18 protein-coding genes, 1 tRNA gene and 1 pseudogene are annotated in these 17,349 nt (G+C 70.3%); 10 read left to right on the forward strand and 10 right to left on the reverse strand.

All coding sequences use genetic code 11. The features are described 5' to 3' along the window. Positions 1–24 precede the first annotated feature (24 nt). Positions 25–996, reverse strand: coding sequence for a YlbL family protein (locus tag BLQ63_RS20750; protein ID WP_091039445.1), 972 nt, complete (start codon positions 994–996; stop codon positions 25–27). A 46-nt stretch (positions 997–1,042) separates the two neighbouring features. Here BLQ63_RS20750 and BLQ63_RS20755 point away from each other — a divergent pair, with 46 nt between their 5' ends. Next, positions 1,043–2,407, forward strand: a complete 1,365-nt coding sequence (locus BLQ63_RS20755; RefSeq protein WP_245681030.1) for a zinc-dependent metalloprotease — start codon at positions 1,043–1,045, stop codon at positions 2,405–2,407. Positions 2,408–2,476: 69 nt separating this feature from the next. Here BLQ63_RS20755 and BLQ63_RS20760 read toward each other — a convergent pair whose 3' ends face one another. After that, on the reverse strand, positions 2,477–3,007 hold the full coding sequence (locus BLQ63_RS20760; RefSeq protein ID WP_091039446.1) for a YgjP-like metallopeptidase domain-containing protein: 531 nt from the start codon (positions 3,005–3,007) through the stop codon (positions 2,477–2,479). A gap of 142 nt (positions 3,008–3,149) precedes the next feature. Then, the gene (locus tag BLQ63_RS28560; protein ID WP_166659568.1) at positions 3,150–3,314 is read right to left on the reverse strand and encodes a DUF5679 domain-containing protein; all 165 of its coding nucleotides are present in this window, start codon (positions 3,312–3,314) and stop codon (positions 3,150–3,152) included. 301 nt (positions 3,315–3,615) lie between these two features. Here BLQ63_RS28560 and BLQ63_RS20765 point away from each other — a divergent pair, with 301 nt between their 5' ends. Continuing rightward, entirely contained in the window at positions 3,616–4,920 is a 1,305-nt protein-coding gene (locus tag BLQ63_RS20765; protein WP_091039447.1) for an ABC1 kinase family protein, read from the forward strand. A 73-nt stretch (positions 4,921–4,993) separates the two neighbouring features. On the opposite strand, the gene BLQ63_RS20770 is transcribed toward BLQ63_RS20765, so the two are convergent. The 4 genes from BLQ63_RS20770 to BLQ63_RS20780 form a co-directional block, all read right to left on the reverse strand. Next, positions 4,994–5,215, reverse strand: coding sequence for a hypothetical protein (locus BLQ63_RS20770; RefSeq protein ID WP_091039448.1), 222 nt, complete (start codon positions 5,213–5,215; stop codon positions 4,994–4,996). Next, entirely contained in the window at positions 5,212–5,571 is a 360-nt protein-coding gene (locus tag BLQ63_RS29685) for a WhiB family transcriptional regulator (RefSeq protein ID WP_091039561.1), read from the reverse strand. Before BLQ63_RS29685 ends, BLQ63_RS20770 begins: the two co-directional genes overlap by 4 nt. 100 nt (positions 5,572–5,671) lie before the next feature. Then, positions 5,672–6,070 (reverse strand): hypothetical protein, encoded by a 399-nt coding sequence (locus tag BLQ63_RS27990; protein WP_143015015.1) that lies wholly within the window; start codon positions 6,068–6,070, stop codon positions 5,672–5,674. Positions 6,071–6,243: 173 nt separating this feature from the next. Next, on the reverse strand, positions 6,244–8,391 hold the full coding sequence (locus BLQ63_RS20780; protein WP_091039449.1) for an ATP-dependent DNA helicase UvrD2: 2,148 nt from the start codon (positions 8,389–8,391) through the stop codon (positions 6,244–6,246). Between the two features lie 310 nt (positions 8,392–8,701). Between BLQ63_RS20780 and BLQ63_RS20785 the strand changes: the two genes are divergently transcribed. Together BLQ63_RS20785 and BLQ63_RS20790 are read left to right on the forward strand one after the other, a co-directional pair. Next, positions 8,702–8,935 (forward strand): mycoredoxin, encoded by a 234-nt coding sequence (locus tag BLQ63_RS20785; RefSeq protein ID WP_091039450.1) that lies wholly within the window; start codon positions 8,702–8,704, stop codon positions 8,933–8,935. Positions 8,936–9,215: 280 nt separating this feature from the next. Then, on the forward strand, positions 9,216–10,172 hold the full coding sequence (locus BLQ63_RS20790; protein ID WP_177155036.1) for an EamA family transporter: 957 nt from the start codon (positions 9,216–9,218) through the stop codon (positions 10,170–10,172). A gap of 4 nt (positions 10,173–10,176) precedes the next feature. On the opposite strand, the gene nudC is transcribed toward BLQ63_RS20790, so the two are convergent. From nudC to BLQ63_RS20805, 3 genes are read right to left on the reverse strand one after another with little or no spacing between them, the layout of a single operon-like run. Further along, positions 10,177–11,055: an NAD(+) diphosphatase gene (gene nudC, locus BLQ63_RS20795; protein WP_091039452.1), complete on the reverse strand. Its 879-nt coding sequence runs from the start codon at positions 11,053–11,055 to the stop codon at positions 10,177–10,179. Beyond that, on the reverse strand, positions 11,052–12,362 hold the full coding sequence (locus BLQ63_RS20800; RefSeq protein WP_091039453.1) for a M16 family metallopeptidase: 1,311 nt from the start codon (positions 12,360–12,362) through the stop codon (positions 11,052–11,054). Before BLQ63_RS20800 ends, nudC begins: the two co-directional genes overlap by 4 nt. Next, complete coding sequence (locus BLQ63_RS20805; RefSeq protein ID WP_091039454.1) at positions 12,359–13,660, reverse strand: M16 family metallopeptidase; 1,302 nt, start codon at positions 13,658–13,660, stop codon at positions 12,359–12,361. The genes BLQ63_RS20800 and BLQ63_RS20805 overlap by 4 nt, the downstream gene beginning before the upstream one ends. A 237-nt stretch (positions 13,661–13,897) precedes the next feature. Here BLQ63_RS20805 and BLQ63_RS20810 point away from each other — a divergent pair. The 6 genes and pseudogenes from BLQ63_RS20810 to BLQ63_RS20830 form a co-directional block, all read left to right on the forward strand. Further along, positions 13,898–14,640 (forward strand): annotated as a pseudogene (locus BLQ63_RS20810) (methionine ABC transporter ATP-binding protein); the annotation flags it as partial. A gap of 57 nt (positions 14,641–14,697) precedes the next feature. Continuing rightward, positions 14,698–15,351 (forward strand): methionine ABC transporter permease, encoded by a 654-nt coding sequence (locus BLQ63_RS20815; RefSeq protein ID WP_091039456.1) that lies wholly within the window; start codon positions 14,698–14,700, stop codon positions 15,349–15,351. 33 nt (positions 15,352–15,384) lie between these two features. Next, positions 15,385–16,218, forward strand: a complete 834-nt coding sequence (locus BLQ63_RS20820; RefSeq protein WP_091039457.1) for a MetQ/NlpA family ABC transporter substrate-binding protein — start codon at positions 15,385–15,387, stop codon at positions 16,216–16,218. A gap of 81 nt (positions 16,219–16,299) precedes the next feature. Continuing rightward, a tRNA-Trp gene (locus BLQ63_RS20825) sits at positions 16,300–16,372 on the forward strand. A gap of 63 nt (positions 16,373–16,435) precedes the next feature. Then, on the forward strand, positions 16,436–16,612 hold the full coding sequence (locus BLQ63_RS28565) for a hypothetical protein (RefSeq protein WP_177155037.1): 177 nt from the start codon (positions 16,436–16,438) through the stop codon (positions 16,610–16,612). A 429-nt stretch (positions 16,613–17,041) separates the two neighbouring features. After that, complete coding sequence (locus BLQ63_RS20830) at positions 17,042–17,314, forward strand: hypothetical protein (RefSeq protein ID WP_091039458.1); 273 nt, start codon at positions 17,042–17,044, stop codon at positions 17,312–17,314. The last annotated feature ends 35 nt before the right edge of the window (positions 17,315–17,349 follow it).

The raw sequence follows: 17,349 nt of genomic DNA on the forward strand, positions 1-17,349 counted from the left end.
TCTCGTCTCGCGGCGCCGGTGAGGTCAGCAGGTCGTGACTTCCTCGCCGGCCGCTAGGGACTCAAGCGCCGAGACCGCGTCTGCGAGCGTCTCGACTTTGACAATAGTCATGTCGCCCGACGCCGCGGTGACGGCGTCGGAACAGTTCACGGCGGGCGAGAGGAAGACCTCGGCGCCGGCTTCGGCCGACCCGGTGATCTTCTGCTGGATGCCGCCGATGCCGCCGACGTTCCCTTCAGGATCGATCTCGCCGGTCCCGGCGATGATCTTCCCGTCGGTCAGATCCCCCTCGGTGACCCGGTCGACGATGCCGAGCGCGAAGATCAGGCCGGCGGACGGGCCGCCGATGTCGAGCGCCTCGGTGTCGATCTCGATGCCGTACGGGTCGGCGTGGGTGGACTCCAGTTCGGCCTCGCCGAGGACGACGCCGGGGACTTCGACGGGCGCGCCGGCGCGGGTGACGGTGACCGTCGTTTCGCTGTCGGCGTAATCCTCGAGATCGGTCAGCGACGCGACCGCCGCGCCGTTCACCGCGGTGAGGACGTCGCCCGCGAGCAGCCCCCCGGAGTCGGCGACCACCGAGATGGACACGGGCTCCTTGAGATAGGCGAGCGCGGCCTGCTCGGCGTTGGACTGGGACTCGACCCAGTCGGCCTCCTGCTCCTCGGCGATGTCCTCCTCGGATTCGCCGGGCGGGTAGACCAGGTCGCGCGGGATGATGGCGTACTCATTGGACAGCCAATAGCGCAGGGCCTGGGCGAGGGTGACCGACTGCTTGACGCGGACGGTGGTCAGGCGCAGCTCCCCGGCCGAGTCGAACTCGGTGTCGGCGCTGATGATCTGGTGCTCGACGCCCTCGACCTCCTCAGAGCCGAGGACGTCCTCGGTCGGGCCGGGGCTGAAGACGACGTAGGCGACGTCCATGGAGAGCGACTGCCAGGTCAGCAGTGCCACCAGTACGGCGCCCAACAGGACGGTGATTCCACGCCTTCGCACTTGGGCGATCCTTTCGACCCGGGACCCGGTATGGGCGGAAGCCTACATGCCGCAGCCCACAGCGGGTTTCGGCCCGCAGCGAACGCGGCGCTTCCAGATCGGCGGGCCGTGGCCCGGGACCCCTCCCCTGACGTACGGTTGGCGCATGGGCTCCGATATTCCTTTCGGCTTCGGCAACTTGGGCGGCGACATGCCCGACCCGAACGATCCGCGGGTGCAGCAGATGATGCAGCAGCTGCAGCAGATGATGTCGCAGTCGATGTCGTCCGGTCCGGTCAACTGGCAGCTGGCGAAGCAGCTCGCCGAGTCCGAGCTGGAGGCGGAGAACGTCGTCGGCCCCGCCGATCAGGCGCAGGTCACCGAGGCCGTGCGCCTCGCCGATCTGTGGCTCGACTCCGCCGTGAACTGGCCCTCGGGCGTCACGGCGACCGACGCGTGGACGCGCAAGCAGTGGATCGCGCGCACCGAGAACTCCTGGAAGCAGCTGGCCGAGCCGCTCGCGGCCCAGATGGGCGAGGCCATGCAGACCCTGGTGCCCGAGGAGATGGCCGGGATGCTCGGCCCGATGGCCGACCTCATGAAGGGCGTCGGTTCGGCGCTGTTCGGGGCGCAGATGGGCCAGGCGCTGGCGAAGCTCGCCGGCGAGGTCCTGTCGTCGACCGAGGTCGGCATCCCCCTGGGCAAGACCGGCGTCGCGGCACTGCTGCCGGGCAACATCAAGGCGTACGCCGAGGGCCTGGAACTGCCCGTCGAGGAGGTGCGGCTGTTCGTCGCGCTGCGCGAGGCGGCGGCCCACCGGCTGTTCACGCACGCGCCGTGGCTGCACGCGCACCTGCTGGGGGCGCTGGAGGCCTACGCGCGGGAGATCCGCATCGACGAGGCCGCGATCGAGGAGGCCATGTCGGACATGGACCCGATGGACCCCGAGGCGGCGGCCACCCTCGACCTGAGCGAGGTGTTCAAGCCCGAGGACACCGAGCAGCAGAAGGCGGCGCTGGCGCGCCTGGCGACGACGCTCGCGCTCATCACCGGCTGGATCAACGTCGTGGTGACCGAGGCGGTGGGCGAGCGCCTGCCGACGATGGACCGGCTCATGGAGTCGGCCCGGCGGCGCCGCGCGACCGGCGGTCCGGCCGAGCAGACGTTCGAGGCCCTGGTGGGCCTCCAGATCGACCCGGCGAAGGTGCGGGCGGCGACGCGGCTGTGGCAGCTGCTCGCCGAGGCGCGGGGCGTCGAGGGTCGAGAGGCGGTCTGGGCGCACCCCGACCTGATGCCGTCGGCGGCGGACCTGGAGCACCCGGAGGGTTTCGCGACGGTCTCCGAGGCGCTCGAAGACCTCGACCTGTCGATGTTCGACCAGCTCGCGGTCAACGACCCCAAGGACGAGGGCGACGAGCCCGAGGACAAGTAGCGGGGTTCGTTCCCGCGGGCAGACGCAAGTCGCCGGCCGCCTCGGCGGTCGGCGATCCCTTTCTCTGGCTCAGCGCCGCTCGGAGGCCTCGGCGTCGGCGATGCCCTCGAGGTAGCCGCGGGCCCGCTCGGCCTTGGTATAGCGGCCGACCATGTCCCAGAACGGGCGCGAGTGGTCGTAGTGGACCAGGTGCGCCAGTTCGTGGAGCAGCACGTAGTCGATGACCCAGGAGGGCATCATCGTGAGCCGCCGCGAGAGGCGGATCGTGCCGTCCGAGGGCGTGCACGAGCCCCAGCGCCGCTGCTGGTTGTCGACCCAGCGGACGCTGCGCGGCGCGGCGCATTCGGGGTGTTCGGGGTAGTAGCGCCGGGCGAGCCTGACGGCCCTGTCGCGCAGGGCGGTGTCGGACGCCCTGCCGTCGCGGGACTCGCGTTGCCGCAGCCTCGCGAGCATGTGGTCGATCCATTCGCGCTCCTCGGTCTCCGAGAAGGCGTCGGGGATCATGACGACCACGCGGCCTCGTTCTTCGTAGGCCGCTACGGTAGCGCGGCGCCGGGGAGAGCGCCGTACTTCTACGGGGGGATGCACTTTGCGCGCCATGAACGCACATTAATCCGTGGGGGTGACAATCACATAACGTGGATGTCGCGATTGCGCCGGTAACGGTTGTATGCCAAGAAAATCCCCCCGCCGATCTCCCGGAATATGGGATCTGGCGAGGGGCAGGTCGCTCGAGGCGGGATCACGAGGCCTTGCCGAGGATCCGGTTCATCTTGGTGCCGCACGTCGGGCACGTCCCCTTGGCCATCCGCCGGCCCGAATCCGAGACCACGACGTGGCCCTCGAAGTCGCGCTTCTCACGGCATTTGACGCAGTAGCCGTTGTAAGTCTCCGTAGCTTGAGCCACTGGTTTCCCCCTGGTGTGCGCGGCCTCGCCGTGCGAGGCACTGTTGCGACGGTCACGCTCTGCGACCGTCTGACCTCAGAATGCCACAGATTTCACGCGTGTAAGCCCCGCCGCGCCGCTTCACCCGGGCGGGTGACGGGCGCGGGGCCCCCAGGCGGGCCGGCGCCGCTGTTTCGGCGGGTCGGCGGAGCACTGTGGCGCCGAAACGTTGCTCCGGCGTGAGAGCATTGGGAACGTGAGCGACAGGCATGGACCCGCCCATTCGGGTGACGACCTCCCCCGCCGCGCCTTCTCGCGCGGTATGAAGCTCGCTTCGCTGCCGCTGGGGCTGGCGGGCCGGGCCACGGTCGGGCTGGGCAAGCGGGTGACCGGGCTGGCGGACGAGATCCTCAGCGAGCAGGCGCAGCGCCGCACGGCCGAGCACGTCTTCAGCGTGCTCGGGCAGCTCAAGGGCGGTGCGATGAAGCTCGGGCAGTCGCTGTCGATCTTCGAGGCGGCCCTCCCCGAGCACCTGGCCGCGCCGTACCGGCAGGCGCTGACCAAGCTCCAGAACGCCGCTCCCCCGCTGCCGGTGGCGAGCGTCCACGGCGTGCTGGAGCGGCAGATGGGCGCCGACTGGCGCGACCGGTTCCAGGAGTTCGACGACGCCCCCGCCGCGGCCGCGAGCATCGGGCAGGTCCACCGCGCCGTGTGGGGCGACGGCCGCGAGGTCGCCGTCAAGATCCAGTACCCGGGCGCGGGCGACGCGCTCCGCTCGGACCTGCGCCACCTCTCGCGCATCGCCCCCATGTTCAAAGTGCTGCAACCGAACTTCGACGTGAAGCGCATCACCGTCGAACTGCGCGAGCGCCTCCTCGAAGAGCTCGACTACGAGCTGGAGGCCGCGACGCAGCAGCAGTTCGCCGACGCGTTCCGCGGCGACCCGCTCATCGTGGTACCCGAGGTGGTGCACGCCAGCGGCGAGGTCCTGGTGACCGAGTGGATCGCGGGCAGAGGCCTGTCGGCGGTCATCACCGACGGGACCCAGGAGGAGCGCGACGCGGCCGGACTGCGGCTGGCGACGCTGCACTTCTCGGCGCCCAAGCGCGCCGGTCTCCTGCACGCCGACCCGCACCCGGGGAACTTCGCGATCGCAGAGGACGGGCGGCTGATCGTCTACGACTTCGGCGCGGCCGCGCGCATGCCCGGCGGGATGCCGGTCCAGGTAGGGCGCCTCACGCGCCTGACCCTCGACGGCAAGGCCGAGGACGTCGTGGCCGGGCTGCGCGGCGAGGGCTTCGTGCCGCCGAGCCTGGAGATCGACGCGCGGGGCATGCTGGAACTGCTCCAGCCGATGCTGGAGCCGATCGCGGGCGAGGAGTTCCAGTTCTCGCGCGAGTGGCTGCGCAAGGAGAGCACGCGGCTCACCGGCAGCGGCTCGGAGACCGCGAAGCTGAACAAGCAGCTGAGCTTCCCGCCGTCGTACCTGCTCATCCACCGCGTCACCATGGGGTCGATCGGGGTGCTGTGCCAGCTCGGCGCGACCGCGCGGTGGCGGGACATCCTCGAAGCGTGGCTTCCGGGCTTCGCCGACCCCGAGGGCACCGACCCGAACCGCCGGGCGTAACAGGCGGGCATAACAAAAGGGGCCCTTCCCCTCTCAGGGAAGGACCCCTTCAGCCAACGCGGTGGTCGCGTGGTCAAAGCCGGTCTCGTCGGCGGTGGCGCCCGATGTGTCGGGGCGTCGGCGCGTAACCGGCTTCCTTCCACAGGCTCCGCATCCGCAGGCGTCCGACGCGTCCGAACGCCGTGGGCTTCGCCGGCATCGGCCGGACCGCTTCGATCTGCTCGTCCATCAGGAGTTCGAGGTCGCTCGCGCCGACATCACGCTTGAGATGACGGCTCAGGTAGTCGACGGTCATGACACCGCCACCCCCGCGAGGGCCAGTTCCTTCGTCCGCGCGGCGAGCTCCGCCTGCGCGGCCTGCTCGACGAGCGCGGCGTCCTTGCGGGGCCGGCCGCGGGGCCGCTTGCGGGCCACGACGTTCCCCTTCTCGAAGATCTCGCCGCCCCACACGCCCCAGGGCTCGTGGCGCTCGAGGGCGCCGGCCAGGCACGCCAGGCGCACCGGGCAGTCGGCGCACAGGGACTTGGCGAACTCGAGTTCGGTGGGCTGCTCCGAGAACCACAGGTCCGCGTCGTACTCGCGGCAGGCCAGGTCGCCGCCGGTCTCGCGGGCCTGGTCTCGCAGCTCGGGCCCGATGAGGGTGTCGGTCATGGGCTCGGTCTCCTCTCGCATCTTGCTGGTCATTTCGACGTTCGGTCGCGTCAGTGCTGGTTGAGGACTCAATTGCTTCGCAATCTGTCTCGTCTGTCTTCTACTGGAGGGCCGCGACCTGGCGTTCTAGCCAAACAAAAAGGCCGCGATCCCGGTTGCGGGATTCGCGGCCTCGAGAGTTCCGAGAGGGCTTCTGTAAGCCCTTTCGATGTTCTCGAGGCGGTTTCCCGCGGGTGACGCCGTGACGCTTCTCGGAGCCGTTGATCGGCTGCCAGCCGAGGCCGACAACTGCACGACCGCGTCCGAGCTTGGTCTCGACGCCCATATCCGTGTTGCCGACGAAGCCGGCGGTGCCCAGAGCCGTGATCAGGACGGCAGCGGGCAGAGTGGTGCCACGGACCGGCGTGGAGACGGGCGCGATGTTCCGATAAACGGCAACGGCCGACTCGCGCACGCTGGCGCTGAGATCGGTCTGCGTGGCTTCAGTGAGCAGCAACATCGTCTACCCCTCCTTTCCGGGTTCCGTGGTCAACATTGGTCTTCATCTCCTACTTGCCGGTGCTGAGGCGCACACCTCACCCGGCCTCAGCAACGCTACGCCCGTCATCCTCGGGAGCGCAACGTCTTTTTCCGCGAGTCCGCAGAGAAAGTTTTTGCCGCTTGTTCGCCACGTCAGGAGGCCTCCGTGGACATCGCGACGGCCTCCTCGACTTCCCCACCGTTGACCAGGTGCAACACAGCGGGCCCGTACTTGTCGAGTTTGGACTTTCCGATGCCGTGGAGCGAGGCCAGCTCGGTGTCGGATCCCGGACAGCGCTCGGCAATCGCGATCAAGGTCACATCCGTGAAGATCGTGAAGGCGGGCTTGCCGCCCTGCTTGGCGACGGTCACGCGCCATTCGCGCAGCCGCTCGAACAGGCCTTCATCCATAGTGGCCGGGCAATCGTCGCAATGTCCCAGCTTGCGGTCCCGCGCGTCCGTCAGCGTCTTGCCGCAGCCGGAGCAGTTGAGGACCTTGGCCTTCTTGGGGGTGCGCTGTTTCGCGGTGGTTTCGCCCGGTGCGGGCGGGCGCGGGAAGCCGCCCAGTCCCAGGGGCGCGAGGAAGCGGCACAGCCGGCGTTCGCGCCCGCCCGAGTTGCGGGCGAGTCCGAAGGAGAGCTGGAGGCGCACCCGGGCGCGGGTGATGCCGACGTAGAGCAGGCGCCGCTCCTCCTCCAGGGCCGCCTCGGTGCGGGCGAACGTGGTCGGGAGGGTGCCGTCGGCCAGGCCGACGAGGAACACCACGTCCCATTCGAGGCCCTTGGCCGCGTGCAGGCTCGCGAGGGTCACGCCCTCGACGGCCGGAGCGTGCTGCTCAGAGGCGCGCCGCGACAGCTCGGCGCAGAACGCGTCAAGGTCGGGCTCGGGGCCTTCTTCGTCGGGGTTCGCCCGGTGGTGCTCGATGAACTGCTCGGCGAGGGCCGCCAAGGCGGCGACCGCTTCGTAGGCCTCGCGCTGGGCGCCGCCCGAGGGGGCCGCGTCGGGGCGCCAGCCGACCGCTTCGAGCGCGGTCGGGACGGCTTCGAGCAGCGGCAGCTGGGCGATGTCGGTCTTGGCCGCGGAGCGCAGGGCGACCACCGCCTGGCGCACTTCGGCGCGCTCGAAGAAGCGGGCGGCGCCGGTGACGACGGTGGGGACGCCGTAGGAGGACAGGGCCTCCTCGTAGGCCTGGGACTGGGCGTTGGTGCGGTAGAGGACGGCGATCTCGGAGGCGCTGGTGCCGTCGGCGATGAGCTTGGAGCAGCGCCGGGCGATCATGTCGGCCTCTTCGGCCTCGTCGGCGAAGACCTCGGCGGTGACGGCGGGGCCGTCGGGGCGCTGGCCGATGAGTTCGAGGCGCATCTTCGCTTCGCGCCCTTTGGATTCGCCGATGATCTGGTTGGCGAGGCCGACGACCTGCGGGGTGGAGCGGTAGTCGCGGACGAGGCGCACGAGCGCGGCGCCGGGGTGGCGGCGGGTGAAGTCGAGGAGGTGCTTGGAGGTGGCGCCGGTGAAGGAGTAGATGGTCTGGCTGGCGTCGCCTACGACGGTGATGTCGTCGCGGTCGCCGACCCACGCGTCGAGGAGGCGCTGCTGGAGGGGGGTGACGTCCTGGTATTCGTCGACGACGAAAAAGCGGTACTGGCTGCGGATCTGGTCGGCGGCGGCGTCCACGTCGTCGATGAGGTCGGCGGTGTAGGCGAGGACGTCGGCGAAGTCCATGACGCCGGCGCGGCGCTTGGCCTCGATGTAGGCGGCGTAGACCTTGGCGACGTCTTCGGCGGCGACGGGGGCGTCGCGGCCGATCGCGGCGATGGCGCTGACGTAGTCGTCGGGGCCGATGAGCGAGGAGGCGGCCCATTCGATCTCGGTGGTGAGGTCGTAGTTCTTGGCGCGGGAGGTCTGGAGTCCGGCGCGGGCGGCGGCGATGGCGGTGAACTTGAGGGTGGAGTCGACCAGTTCGGGAAGCTGGCCGCCGAAGCGGCGGGTCCCGAAGTAGCGGAGTTGGCGCAGCGCGGCGGAGTGGAAGGTGCGGGCGTTGACGCCGGCGACGCCGAGGCCGCGGAGGCGGTCGCGCATCTCGCCGGCGGCGCGCGCGGTGAAGGTGACGGCGGTGACGTGCTGTCCGCGCATGTCCCCGCGCAGGACCCGCCAGGCGATGCGGTGGGTGACGGCCCGGGTCTTGCCGGTGCCGGCGCCGGCGAGGACGCAGACCGGTCCCGGTTCGGCGGTCACCGCCTCGCGCTGTTCAGGGTCGAGTCCCGCCAGGAGCTGTTCGATGGCCCGATCTCGCGCAGTCATCCGACCAGTGTGGCAGAGGCGACCGACAAGACCGAAGGGCCGCAGGACCCGAATGAGGCGGAGGCGGGTGCGTCGCGGGGAACGAGGGGCGGAAGGTTCGCGGGGGGGCGACGAACACCGTCCCCAGCCCCCACCCACCCGGGGGAAAAGGTAGTCCCACTCTCCCGCGCGGGTACGACAACAATCGGCGCCCTCCCCCCGCTTGTCACCCGAACGTGTCCGGCGGCGGCGGGCGGCGCGGCGGCGGGGCGGGCGGCGGCGGAATGCCCCGGAGCGGTATCGCGTTACTGTCGATGGAGAAGGAGGAACGATGATCACCATGTACAGCACCACCTGGTGCGGCTACTGCAAGCGGCTCAAGATGGGGCTCGACCGCGAGGGGGTCCTCTTCAAAGAGGTCAACATCGAGGACGACCCGGAGGCCGCCGAGTGGGTCATGGGGGTCAACGGCGGCAACCAGACCGTGCCCACGGTCAAGTTCGAGGACGGTTCCGCCCTCACCAATCCCTCTCTCGCGCAGGTGAAGGCGAAGCTCGCTGCTTGACCTGTGCCACATGCCGAGACTATGGTCACGTTTAGGACACAAAGCCGGTACGATGCCCTATAGTTGACTCGTCAAGCTTGCTTAGCGACTTCGAGGGGTGGTCGCTAAGCATTCAAGGCCCGGGATGGATCCGTCCCGGGCCTTTTCTCTACCCGTCGCGCCGGTGTACGGTTCGCTCGCCCCTCAATCGATCCCGCGCGTCGGCCACGGCCGGACCCCCAGGTCCGAACCGGTCCCCGGCACCGCCGCGCCCAACCGCCGGTCGACCCGTGGAGCCCTCATGTCGTCACCTCGTGCCGCCCTCGGCATCACCCTCGTCCTCAGTGCCGCACTGTTCTTCGGCGTGTGCGGCCCCTTCGGCAAGGTCGTGATCCAGGCCGGGCTCACCCCGATCCAGGTGACCTGGCTGCGCATCTGCGGCGTCGGCCTCATCGCCGTCATCGCGGCGGCCTGGCCGCTCGTCAAGGTCCTGCGCGGGGGCGGACGCCTCCCCTGGGCCGCCCTGGCGCTCTTCGGGATCACCGCCGTCGCGGCCGTCCAGGCCTTCTACTTCATCGCGGTCGAGCGCCTGCCGGTCGGCATCGCGCTCCTGCTGGAGTTCATGGGCCCCATCGTGGTCGTCGCCTGGGTCCGCTTCGTGCGCCGCACGGTCCTGCCCAGGGCCGCCATCATCGGCGTGCTGCTGAGCATCGTCGGCCTGTGCATCGTGGTCGAAGTGTGGTCAGGCCTGCGCCTGGACGCGGTCGGCCTCCTCGCCGGCTCGGCCGCCGCGGCCTGCCAGGCCACCTACTTCCTCTCCGGCGAGAAGCTCACCGCCAAAGTGGACGTGCGCGTCCTGCTCGCCGTCGGGTTCACCGTGGGCACCGTCGCGCTCGCCCCGCTCGCGACCCCGTGGGCCATGGACTGGGCGGTGCTGTCCTCGCAGGTGACCCTCGGCGGCGTCGAGACGACCGGCCTGGCCAGCATCGTCATGCTCATCGTCTGCACCGCGCTGGCCTACGGCCTCGGACTGAGCGGCCTGCGGTTCATCTCGGCGCCGGTCGCCGGCGGGATCGGGTACGCCGAAGTGGTCGTGGCCTCGATCGCCGCGTGGGCGCTGCTCGGCGAGGCGCTGACGGCGCCGCAGATCATCGGCGGGCTCGTCGTGGTCGCCGGGGTCTTCACCGCGCAGCGTGCCGTCTCCGTGAAGACCGGCGACGCGGAAGCGGTCGAGCAGGCCGCGGTCACCAAGGTCTGAGCGTTCACTCCGCTTCGTCGAGCCAGCGCTCGATCAGGAAGCGCGCCACGGAGATCCGGACCGCGCTCGGCGTCCCGTCGGCGGTCTCGAGCCACATCTCGCGCACTTCGTCGCGGGTGAACCAGCGCGCGTCGGCGATCTCCTCGGCCTGAAGGGTCAGCGGCTGGGAGGCGTCGGCGGTGGCCCGGTAGGCGAGCATGAGCGAACGCGGGTAGGGCCACGGCTGGCTGGAGACGTACTCCAGCCGGTCGAGTTTGATCCCGATCTCCTCGCCGACCTCGCGGTGGACCGCGGCCTCGGCGGACTCGCCCGGTTCGACGAATCCGGCGACGCAGGCGTAGCGGCTGGTGCGGGCGGTGCCGGCCTTGGGCGCGCCGCCGTAGCGCGCGTGCTGCGCGAGCAGGACGCGGTCGGCGCCGTCGTCGATGAGGACGATCACGGCCGGGTCGGTGCGCGGGAACACCGGGCGGCCCGAGGAGGCGGCGAGTTCCCAGCCCGACTGGCGGGCCGCGAGCGGTTCGCCGGTGGTCGGGTGGAACCGGTAGGTCGCGTGCCAGTTGGCGATCCCGATGGCCTGCACGGCGATCGCGAGGTCGCGGCGGTCCCAGTCGGGTTTGATCCAGCGGCCGGGGAGGCCGTCGGGCAGGTCGGCGAGGACGGCGAACACGGGCGGGTCCTCGCCGCCGAGGTAGATCCGCACGCCTTCGGGGGCGGTGGCCGCGTCGTAGTAGTGCAGGCCCTCGTCGTCGCCGTCGATGCGGTCGTTGTCGGGGTCGCAGACGACGATCTGCGCCTGTTCCCATGCGGCGGCGAGCCATGCGTCGTCGCCGCGGTGCTCGCCGAAGCGGTCGAGCACGTCGATCGACAGCGGCGGTTGCATCATCGCGCTTCGATCTCCCCGAACTCGGCAAGGGCGTCGCGGATCTCGGCGCCGTCGCCGAGGACGACGGTGACCGCGCGGTCGGGGTCGAGCCGTTCGGCGGCGACGCGCTGGAGGTCGGCGGGCGTGACCTCGCGCAGGCGTTCGGAGTGGTCGGCGAGCCAGGAGAGCGGCAGTCCCGCGGCGGCGAGCACGGAGATGTAGTTGGCGACGCCGGCCTGGGTGGCGGTGGCGAGCTTGACCGAGCCGAGCGCGTAGCGGCGGGCGAGGTCGAGTTCCTCCTCGCCGGGCGGGCGCTCGGCCATGCCGCGCAGTTCGCCGTGGAGTTCGGTGAGCGCCGGGCCGGTGACCTCGGTGGCGACGTCGACCGCGGCGAGCTGGATCGATCCGGCCGGGGCGTGGTCGACGCGCGAGCGCGGCGAGTAGCCGTAGCCCTTGGTCTCGCGCAGGTTCATGACCAGGCGGGAGGAGAAGTAGCCGCCGAAGACGAGGTTCGCCAGGTGCTGGGCGGCGTTGTCGGGGTGGGTGCGGGCGACGGCCGGGTAGGCCACGCGCAGCGCGGACTGGACCGACCCGGCCCGGTCGACCAGGATCAGCGGTCCGGGAACGGCCTCGGGCAGCGGCTCCATCCGGCGCGGTTCGCCCGCGCCGTTCCAGTCGCCGAGGGCCTTCTCGACCGCCGCGCCGGTGGCGTCGGTGTCGATGTCGCCGACGATGACGAGGCGGGCGCCGGCCGGGTGGATGCGCGAGGCGTGCAGGGCGAGGACGGCCTGGCGCTCGACGGCGGCGACCTCGGCCGCGGTGGGCTGCTGGTGGCCGTACGGGTGGTCGCCCCACAGGCGGGCGTCGAGGACGCGGTTGACCTGGAAGTCCGGCTGCTGTTCGGCGACCGAGAGGCCGTCGATCATGCGGGCCTGCTCGGTCGCGAGGGGCCCGCCCGGGTAGTCGGCGGCCTTGAGGAGGTCGCCGAGGACTTCGAGGAGTTCGGGCAGTCCGGTCGCGAGGCTGTTGCCGGACACGGCGATGCGGTCCGGGTCGGCCCCGGCGCCGAGGGCGCCGCCGACGCCTTGGAGGCGCTGGGCGATCTCGGTCATCGAGGCGGTCTCGGTGCCGGAGAAGAGCGCGGCGGCGAGCAGGTCGGCGACGGCGAGGTCGGTGTGCGCGGCCGGGATCGACAGGCGCACCTCGGCGAGCGGGACGCCGGGGCGGCGTGTGAGCAGCACCCGGAGGCCGTTGGGGAGGGTCCGTTCGACCGGGACGGGCAGGGACAGCGGGACTTCCGGTGCGAGACCTGGGACGACGTTGCTCACTGGGCTCCTCCGGGAACGACTTCGAGGACGGCGCGGCGCTGCGGCGTCAATGCGGCGGCGGCCTGCGCGACGGATGCGGCGGTGACCTCGCCGAGCAGGGCGGCGAAGCGGGTGGCCATGGCGGCGTCGCCGTGGAAGATCTCGGCGGTCGCCAGGCGGCGGGAGCGGCCCATGACCGAGTCGTCGCCGCGCAGGAGCTGAGCGGCGACGCGGGCCTTGACCCGGTCGAGCTCGGCTTCCTCGACGCCTTCGGCGACGCGCGCGAGCTCCTCGTCGACCTGTCCGAGGACGGTGTCGACGGCGGTGCCCGGCGGCAGGAACGCCTGGACGAGCATGGCCGTGGGTCCGCGGGAGGCGAAGGGCTCGGCCATGAAGGTGGTGTGCGCGGCGACGGCGGTCGCGGTGCGGTCGTTGTGGATGAGCCGCTCGACCAGGCGGGAGGCGTCGCCGTCGGTGAGGAGTTCGCCGAGGACCACGTACGGCAGGAAGGCGTCGAGGTCGGTCACGGGGTCGGGGACGCGCCAGGCGGCCGCGAGGGCCGGGAGCGTCGCCCGCTCGTCGACGTAGGAGTGGCGGCGCTCGGCGGTGAGGTCGGGTTCTTCGAACGGCGGGTGGACCGGCGCGGGCCGGGCCTCGACGTTGCCGAAGTGGCGTTCGACCAGCGCGCGGGCCTCGACGGGGTCGAAGTCCCCCGCGACGCTCAGGACCGCGTTGGAGGCGGCGTAGTAGGCGTCGAAGAACGACTGGGCGTCTTCGACGGTGGCCGCGTCCAGATCGTCGAACGCGCCGTAGCCGTCGTGCGAGTTCGCGAAGGTGTCGAACATGACCGGCGGGAGCTTGATCCACGGGAAGCCGCCGTAGGGGCGGTTGAGGACGTTGACCCGGATCTCCTCTTTGACCACGCTGACCTGGTTCGCGAGGTTCTCCTCGGTGATCGCGGGGCCCCGCATGCGGTCGGCCTCCAGGAACAGCGCGAGTTCGAGGCCGTTGGAGGGCAGGAGGTTGAAGTAGTCGGTGTAGTCGATGTGGGTCGAGCCGTTGAAGGTCCCGCCGGCGGACTGGACGTGGCGCATGTGCTCGGCCTTGCCGACGTTGTGGGAGCCCTGGAACATCATGTGCTCGAAGAGGTGGGCGAAGCCGGTGCGCCCTTCGGGCTCGGACCGCATGCCCACGTCGTACACCACCGCGACCCCGACCACGGGTGCCCCGGGGTCCGGGGCGAGGACCACCCGCAGCCCGTTGGCGAGCCTGAACCGCTCGATCGCGAACGCCGGGGCGGGAATCGTCGCAACAGTCATGGCCGAACCCTATCTCAGCTCGGTGTCCGTCCAAGTACGCGGCGTTCGTCACAGGGGCTTGGAATCGGCACGAATTCCTGCTTGACTTCTAGGCTATGAACTCGCAGCACTCCGAACGCCTCAGCGACGCCCACCGCGCCGCGGCTTCGTGCTGTCGAATGTGCGCCAGCTGAGGGCTCCTGCACCGCCGCGCCCCGAAGCGGCGATCACCCACAGCGAAAGCGATCTGATTCCCTCATGGAACCGAGACCCAGCATCCGCCTGTCCGGCGTCGTGAAACGCTTCGGCGATCTCGTCGCGCTCGACGCGGTCGACCTCGACGTCGCCTCGGGCGAGATCTTCGGCATCCTCGGACGCTCCGGCGCCGGCAAGTCCACGCTCCTGCGCACCGCCAACCTCCTGACGCGCCCCGATTCGGGGACGGTCGAGGTCGACGGCGCCGAGCTGACGGCGCTGCGCGGCCGCGAACTGCGCGCCGCGCGGTCCAAGACCGCGATGATCTTCCAGCACTTCAACCTCCTGTCGAACCGCAACGCCGCCGCCAACGTGGGGCTGCCACTCAGGTTCCGCGGGACGCCGCGCGCCGTCCGGCGCGCCCGGGCGCTCGAACTGCTCGACCTGGTCGGCCTGTCCGACAAGGCGAAGGCCTACCCGGGGCAGCTCTCGGGCGGCCAGCGCCAGCGCCTGGCGATCGCCCGTGCGCTCGCTTCGGACCCGGCCGTGCTGCTGTCGGACGAGGCGACGAGCGCGCTCGACACGGAGACCACCGATGAGATCCTCGACCTGCTGGCGCGGCTCAACCGCGAACTGGGTTTGACGATCCTGCTCATCACGCATGAGCTGGAAGTGATCACGAGGATCTGCCACCGCGCCGCGGTGATGGAGGAGGGCCGGTTCGTGGAGACCGGCGGGGTCCCCGACCTGCTCGCGAGCCCCGGCTCGCGCCTGGGCGGTCAGGCCCGCCGGTTGGCGGCCCGGCTGCTGGGCGAGGAAGTCGCGCACTCGGCCGCGCCGATCGTGCCCGGGGGTGAGTCGCTGTGAACGACCGCCTGGTCGAACTGCTCACCGAAGCGTTCTGGGAGACCTTGCACATCGTCGCCGTGGCGGGCGCGTTCACGCTGCTGGGCGGGCTACTGCTCGGTACGATCCTGTACATCACGTCGAAAACCGGACCCAAGCCGATCGCGGTGGTGAACGCGCCGCTCGGCTTGATCGTCAACATCGGCCGCAGTGCGCCGTTCGTGCTGCTCATGGTCGCGGTCGTGCCGCTGACGCGGCTGATCACGGGCACGAGCATCGGTACGGAGGCGGCCATCGTCCCGCTGACCGTGGCGTCGGTTCCGTTCTTTGCGAGGCTGGTCGAAGGCGCTTTGCTGGAGGTCCAGCCGGGTCTGATCGAAGCGGCGAGGTCGATGGGGGCGTCGACGCCCGCGCTCGTGTGGCGGGTAGTGCTGCCCGAGGCGACGCCGGGCTTGATCCGCGGGTTCACCGTGACGTTGGTCGCCGTCGTCTCGTATTCGGCGATGGCCGGGATCGTGGGCGGCGGGGGTCTGGGCGACCTGGCCTACCGCTACGGGTACCAGCGTTTCCAGACGGAGTTCATGATCTGGCCGCTGGTGATCCTCGTCGTGCTCGTGCAGCTGTTCCAGATTCTCGGCGACCGGTGCGCCCGCACCCTCGACCGCCGCTGAAGTAATTTCCCTACCTTTCCTTAGGAGAAGACTATGTTCAATCGCCGTGCCCTGATCGGCAGTTCCGTCGCCGCTGCGACTGCTCTGGCCCTGACCGCCTGCGGTGCCGACGACGCGTCGGAGCCGACCGAGACCGGCGGCACCGTGGTCGTGGCCGCGACGCCGGTGCCCCATGCGGACATCCTCAACTACATCGCCGAGAACCTGGCCGAGGACGCCGGGATCACGGTCGAGGTGGAGGAGTTCACCGACTACGTGCAGCCGAACGTGGCGACGTCGGACGGTTCGGTGGACGCGAACTTCTTCCAGACCGAGCCTTACCTGGACGAGTACAACACGGCCAACGGGACGGACCTGGTGACCGTGGCCGCGGTGCACATCGAGCCGCTGGGCCTGTACTCGGAGTCGGCCGCGTCGGTCGAGGAGATCCCCGACGGGGCGCAGATCGCGATCCCGGGCGACGGCTCGAACGGCGGGCGCGCTCTGGCGCTTCTGGCCGATGCGGGTCTGATCACCCTCGCGGACGGCGTTGACGCGACGCTCGCAACCGAGGACGACATCGCGGAGAACCCGAAGAACCTGGAGTTCGTGCCGCTGGAGGCCGCGCAGCTCGCGCTGTCCCTGCCCGACGTGGACGCCGCCGTGATCAACGGCAACTACGCCCTGGAGGCGGACCTGAGCCCGGCGGAGGACGCGCTGCACAGCGAGTCCCCCGACGGGAACCCGTACGCGAACTACCTGGTGACGACCGAGGCGAACGCCGAGAACGAGGACATCCTCAAGCTCGCCGAGCTGCTCCAGTCGGACGAGGTCAAGCAGTTCATCCTCGACACCTGGGCTGACGGTTCGGTCGTCCCGGCCTCCTAGGAGCCTGGTCCAACCCGGTTGCACCGGCCTGGAAGCGGCACGTAAGATGGTTGCGGCCAGGCCGGGGAACCGGATTGGCAAAGGGGTGTGGCGCAATTGGCAGCGCAGCGGCCTCCAAAGCCGAAGGTTGCAGGTTCGATTCCTGTCACCCCTGCAAGACCAGCATTATTCGAACACCGGGCCGAAATATTCGGCCCGGTTTTCGGCGTTTCGGGCCATGCCAGCGACGTTTGAATTCGTCGAAACTGATTCCAAGTTCTCGCTGCGCTTCGGCCTCGGCGAGCCCCACCTGGACCGCGACGCGAACGGGCGCCTCACCCCCGAGGAGTTCGTCAACGCGGTGGTCGAGTACTGGTCGAGCACCGACCCCGACGCCCCGGCAACTGGCGGATGAGCCAGCCGGCCTACGAGCGCTGAGCTTCCCCACGACTTCGACGGGACCGAAGAAAACTCGCTGGTTCCGTTTGCCAAGGGAACGATGTGACTTTGCCTTGTTCGACGCCGGGCGCGGATCTGCTTTGCAGTTCGTCGCAGGTTTGAGGATGGTCCGGACCTATCGGGTCCGGCCGTTCTCGTTCCCGAGGGAAGTGTGCGGCTGCTCGCACCGCACCCTCGAATCGCGGCCTGGCGGCGAGATTTCTCGATTGGCTTACCCGGCGGCTGCCGTTTCAGGCCGTCGGCCGGATACGGCTTGGCTACGGCCTACAGCTATTTCTCCCAGGACGACGCTTCGGTCGCCCTCGAGTCCACGCTGACGCACACGGAGCGTCTCCGAGCTTCTCGACGGCGACCTGCGATCGACAGCACCGGCTACGGACGTCGCGTGAGCACCTGCACGGACCACAAGGTCATCGACGACAGCGACCTCGCGCGGGGCTTCTCCAATGACGGGAAGACCGCCGGCCCGGCGCTCGTGGCGGTCGCGGCCGACGAGATCCTCGACATCATCGCCGCGGCATCTCCGCGATCGACACCTCCGCTTCTGCGGCGGCGGTCACCGCGGCGCTCCACGGAGGCATGGCGGAGTCCCCCGTCACGCAAACCCATGTTCACCGCGCTGCGGGCACGCCAGCTCGAGCGCGTCGCCCAGCTCTGACAAATCGGAAGAACGCCGTGGCCCTCGTCGCTGTT

This window comes from Glycomyces harbinensis, from assembly GCF_900101745.1.
In the GTDB taxonomy this organism is placed as follows: domain Bacteria; phylum Actinomycetota; class Actinomycetes; order Mycobacteriales; family Micromonosporaceae; genus Glycomyces; species Glycomyces harbinensis.

Bases quoted from the DNA above. Each gene is read 5' to 3' on its own strand.
- BLQ63_RS20770 (WP_091039448.1), bottom strand. From the start codon at position 5,215: ATGACCGTCGACTACCTGAGCCGTCATCTCAAGCGTGATGTCGGCGCG.
- BLQ63_RS20805 (WP_091039454.1), bottom strand. From the start codon at position 13,660: ATGACTGTTGCGACGATTCCCGCCCCGGCGTTCGCGATCGAGCGGTTC.
- BLQ63_RS28565 (WP_177155037.1), top strand. From the start codon at position 16,436: ATGCCAGCGACGTTTGAATTCGTCGAAACTGATTCCAAGTTCTCGCTG.
- BLQ63_RS20820 (WP_091039457.1), top strand. From the start codon at position 15,385: ATGTTCAATCGCCGTGCCCTGATCGGCAGTTCCGTCGCCGCTGCGACT.
- BLQ63_RS20765 (WP_091039447.1), top strand. From the start codon at position 3,616: ATGAAGCTCGCTTCGCTGCCGCTGGGGCTGGCGGGCCGGGCCACGGTC.
- BLQ63_RS20760 (WP_091039446.1), bottom strand. From the start codon at position 3,007: ATGGCGCGCAAAGTGCATCCCCCCGTAGAAGTACGGCGCTCTCCCCGG.
- BLQ63_RS20785 (WP_091039450.1), top strand. From the start codon at position 8,702: ATGATCACCATGTACAGCACCACCTGGTGCGGCTACTGCAAGCGGCTC.
- BLQ63_RS20780 (WP_091039449.1), bottom strand. From the start codon at position 8,391: ATGACTGCGCGAGATCGGGCCATCGAACAGCTCCTGGCGGGACTCGAC.
- BLQ63_RS20755 (WP_245681030.1), top strand. From the start codon at position 1,043: ATGCCGCAGCCCACAGCGGGTTTCGGCCCGCAGCGAACGCGGCGCTTC.
- BLQ63_RS27990 (WP_143015015.1), bottom strand. From the start codon at position 6,070: ATGTTGCTGCTCACTGAAGCCACGCAGACCGATCTCAGCGCCAGCGTG.
- BLQ63_RS20790 (WP_177155036.1), top strand. From the start codon at position 9,216: ATGTCGTCACCTCGTGCCGCCCTCGGCATCACCCTCGTCCTCAGTGCC.
- BLQ63_RS29685 (WP_091039561.1), bottom strand. From the start codon at position 5,571: ATGACCGACACCCTCATCGGGCCCGAGCTGCGAGACCAGGCCCGCGAG.
- nudC (WP_091039452.1), bottom strand. From the start codon at position 11,055: ATGATGCAACCGCCGCTGTCGATCGACGTGCTCGACCGCTTCGGCGAG.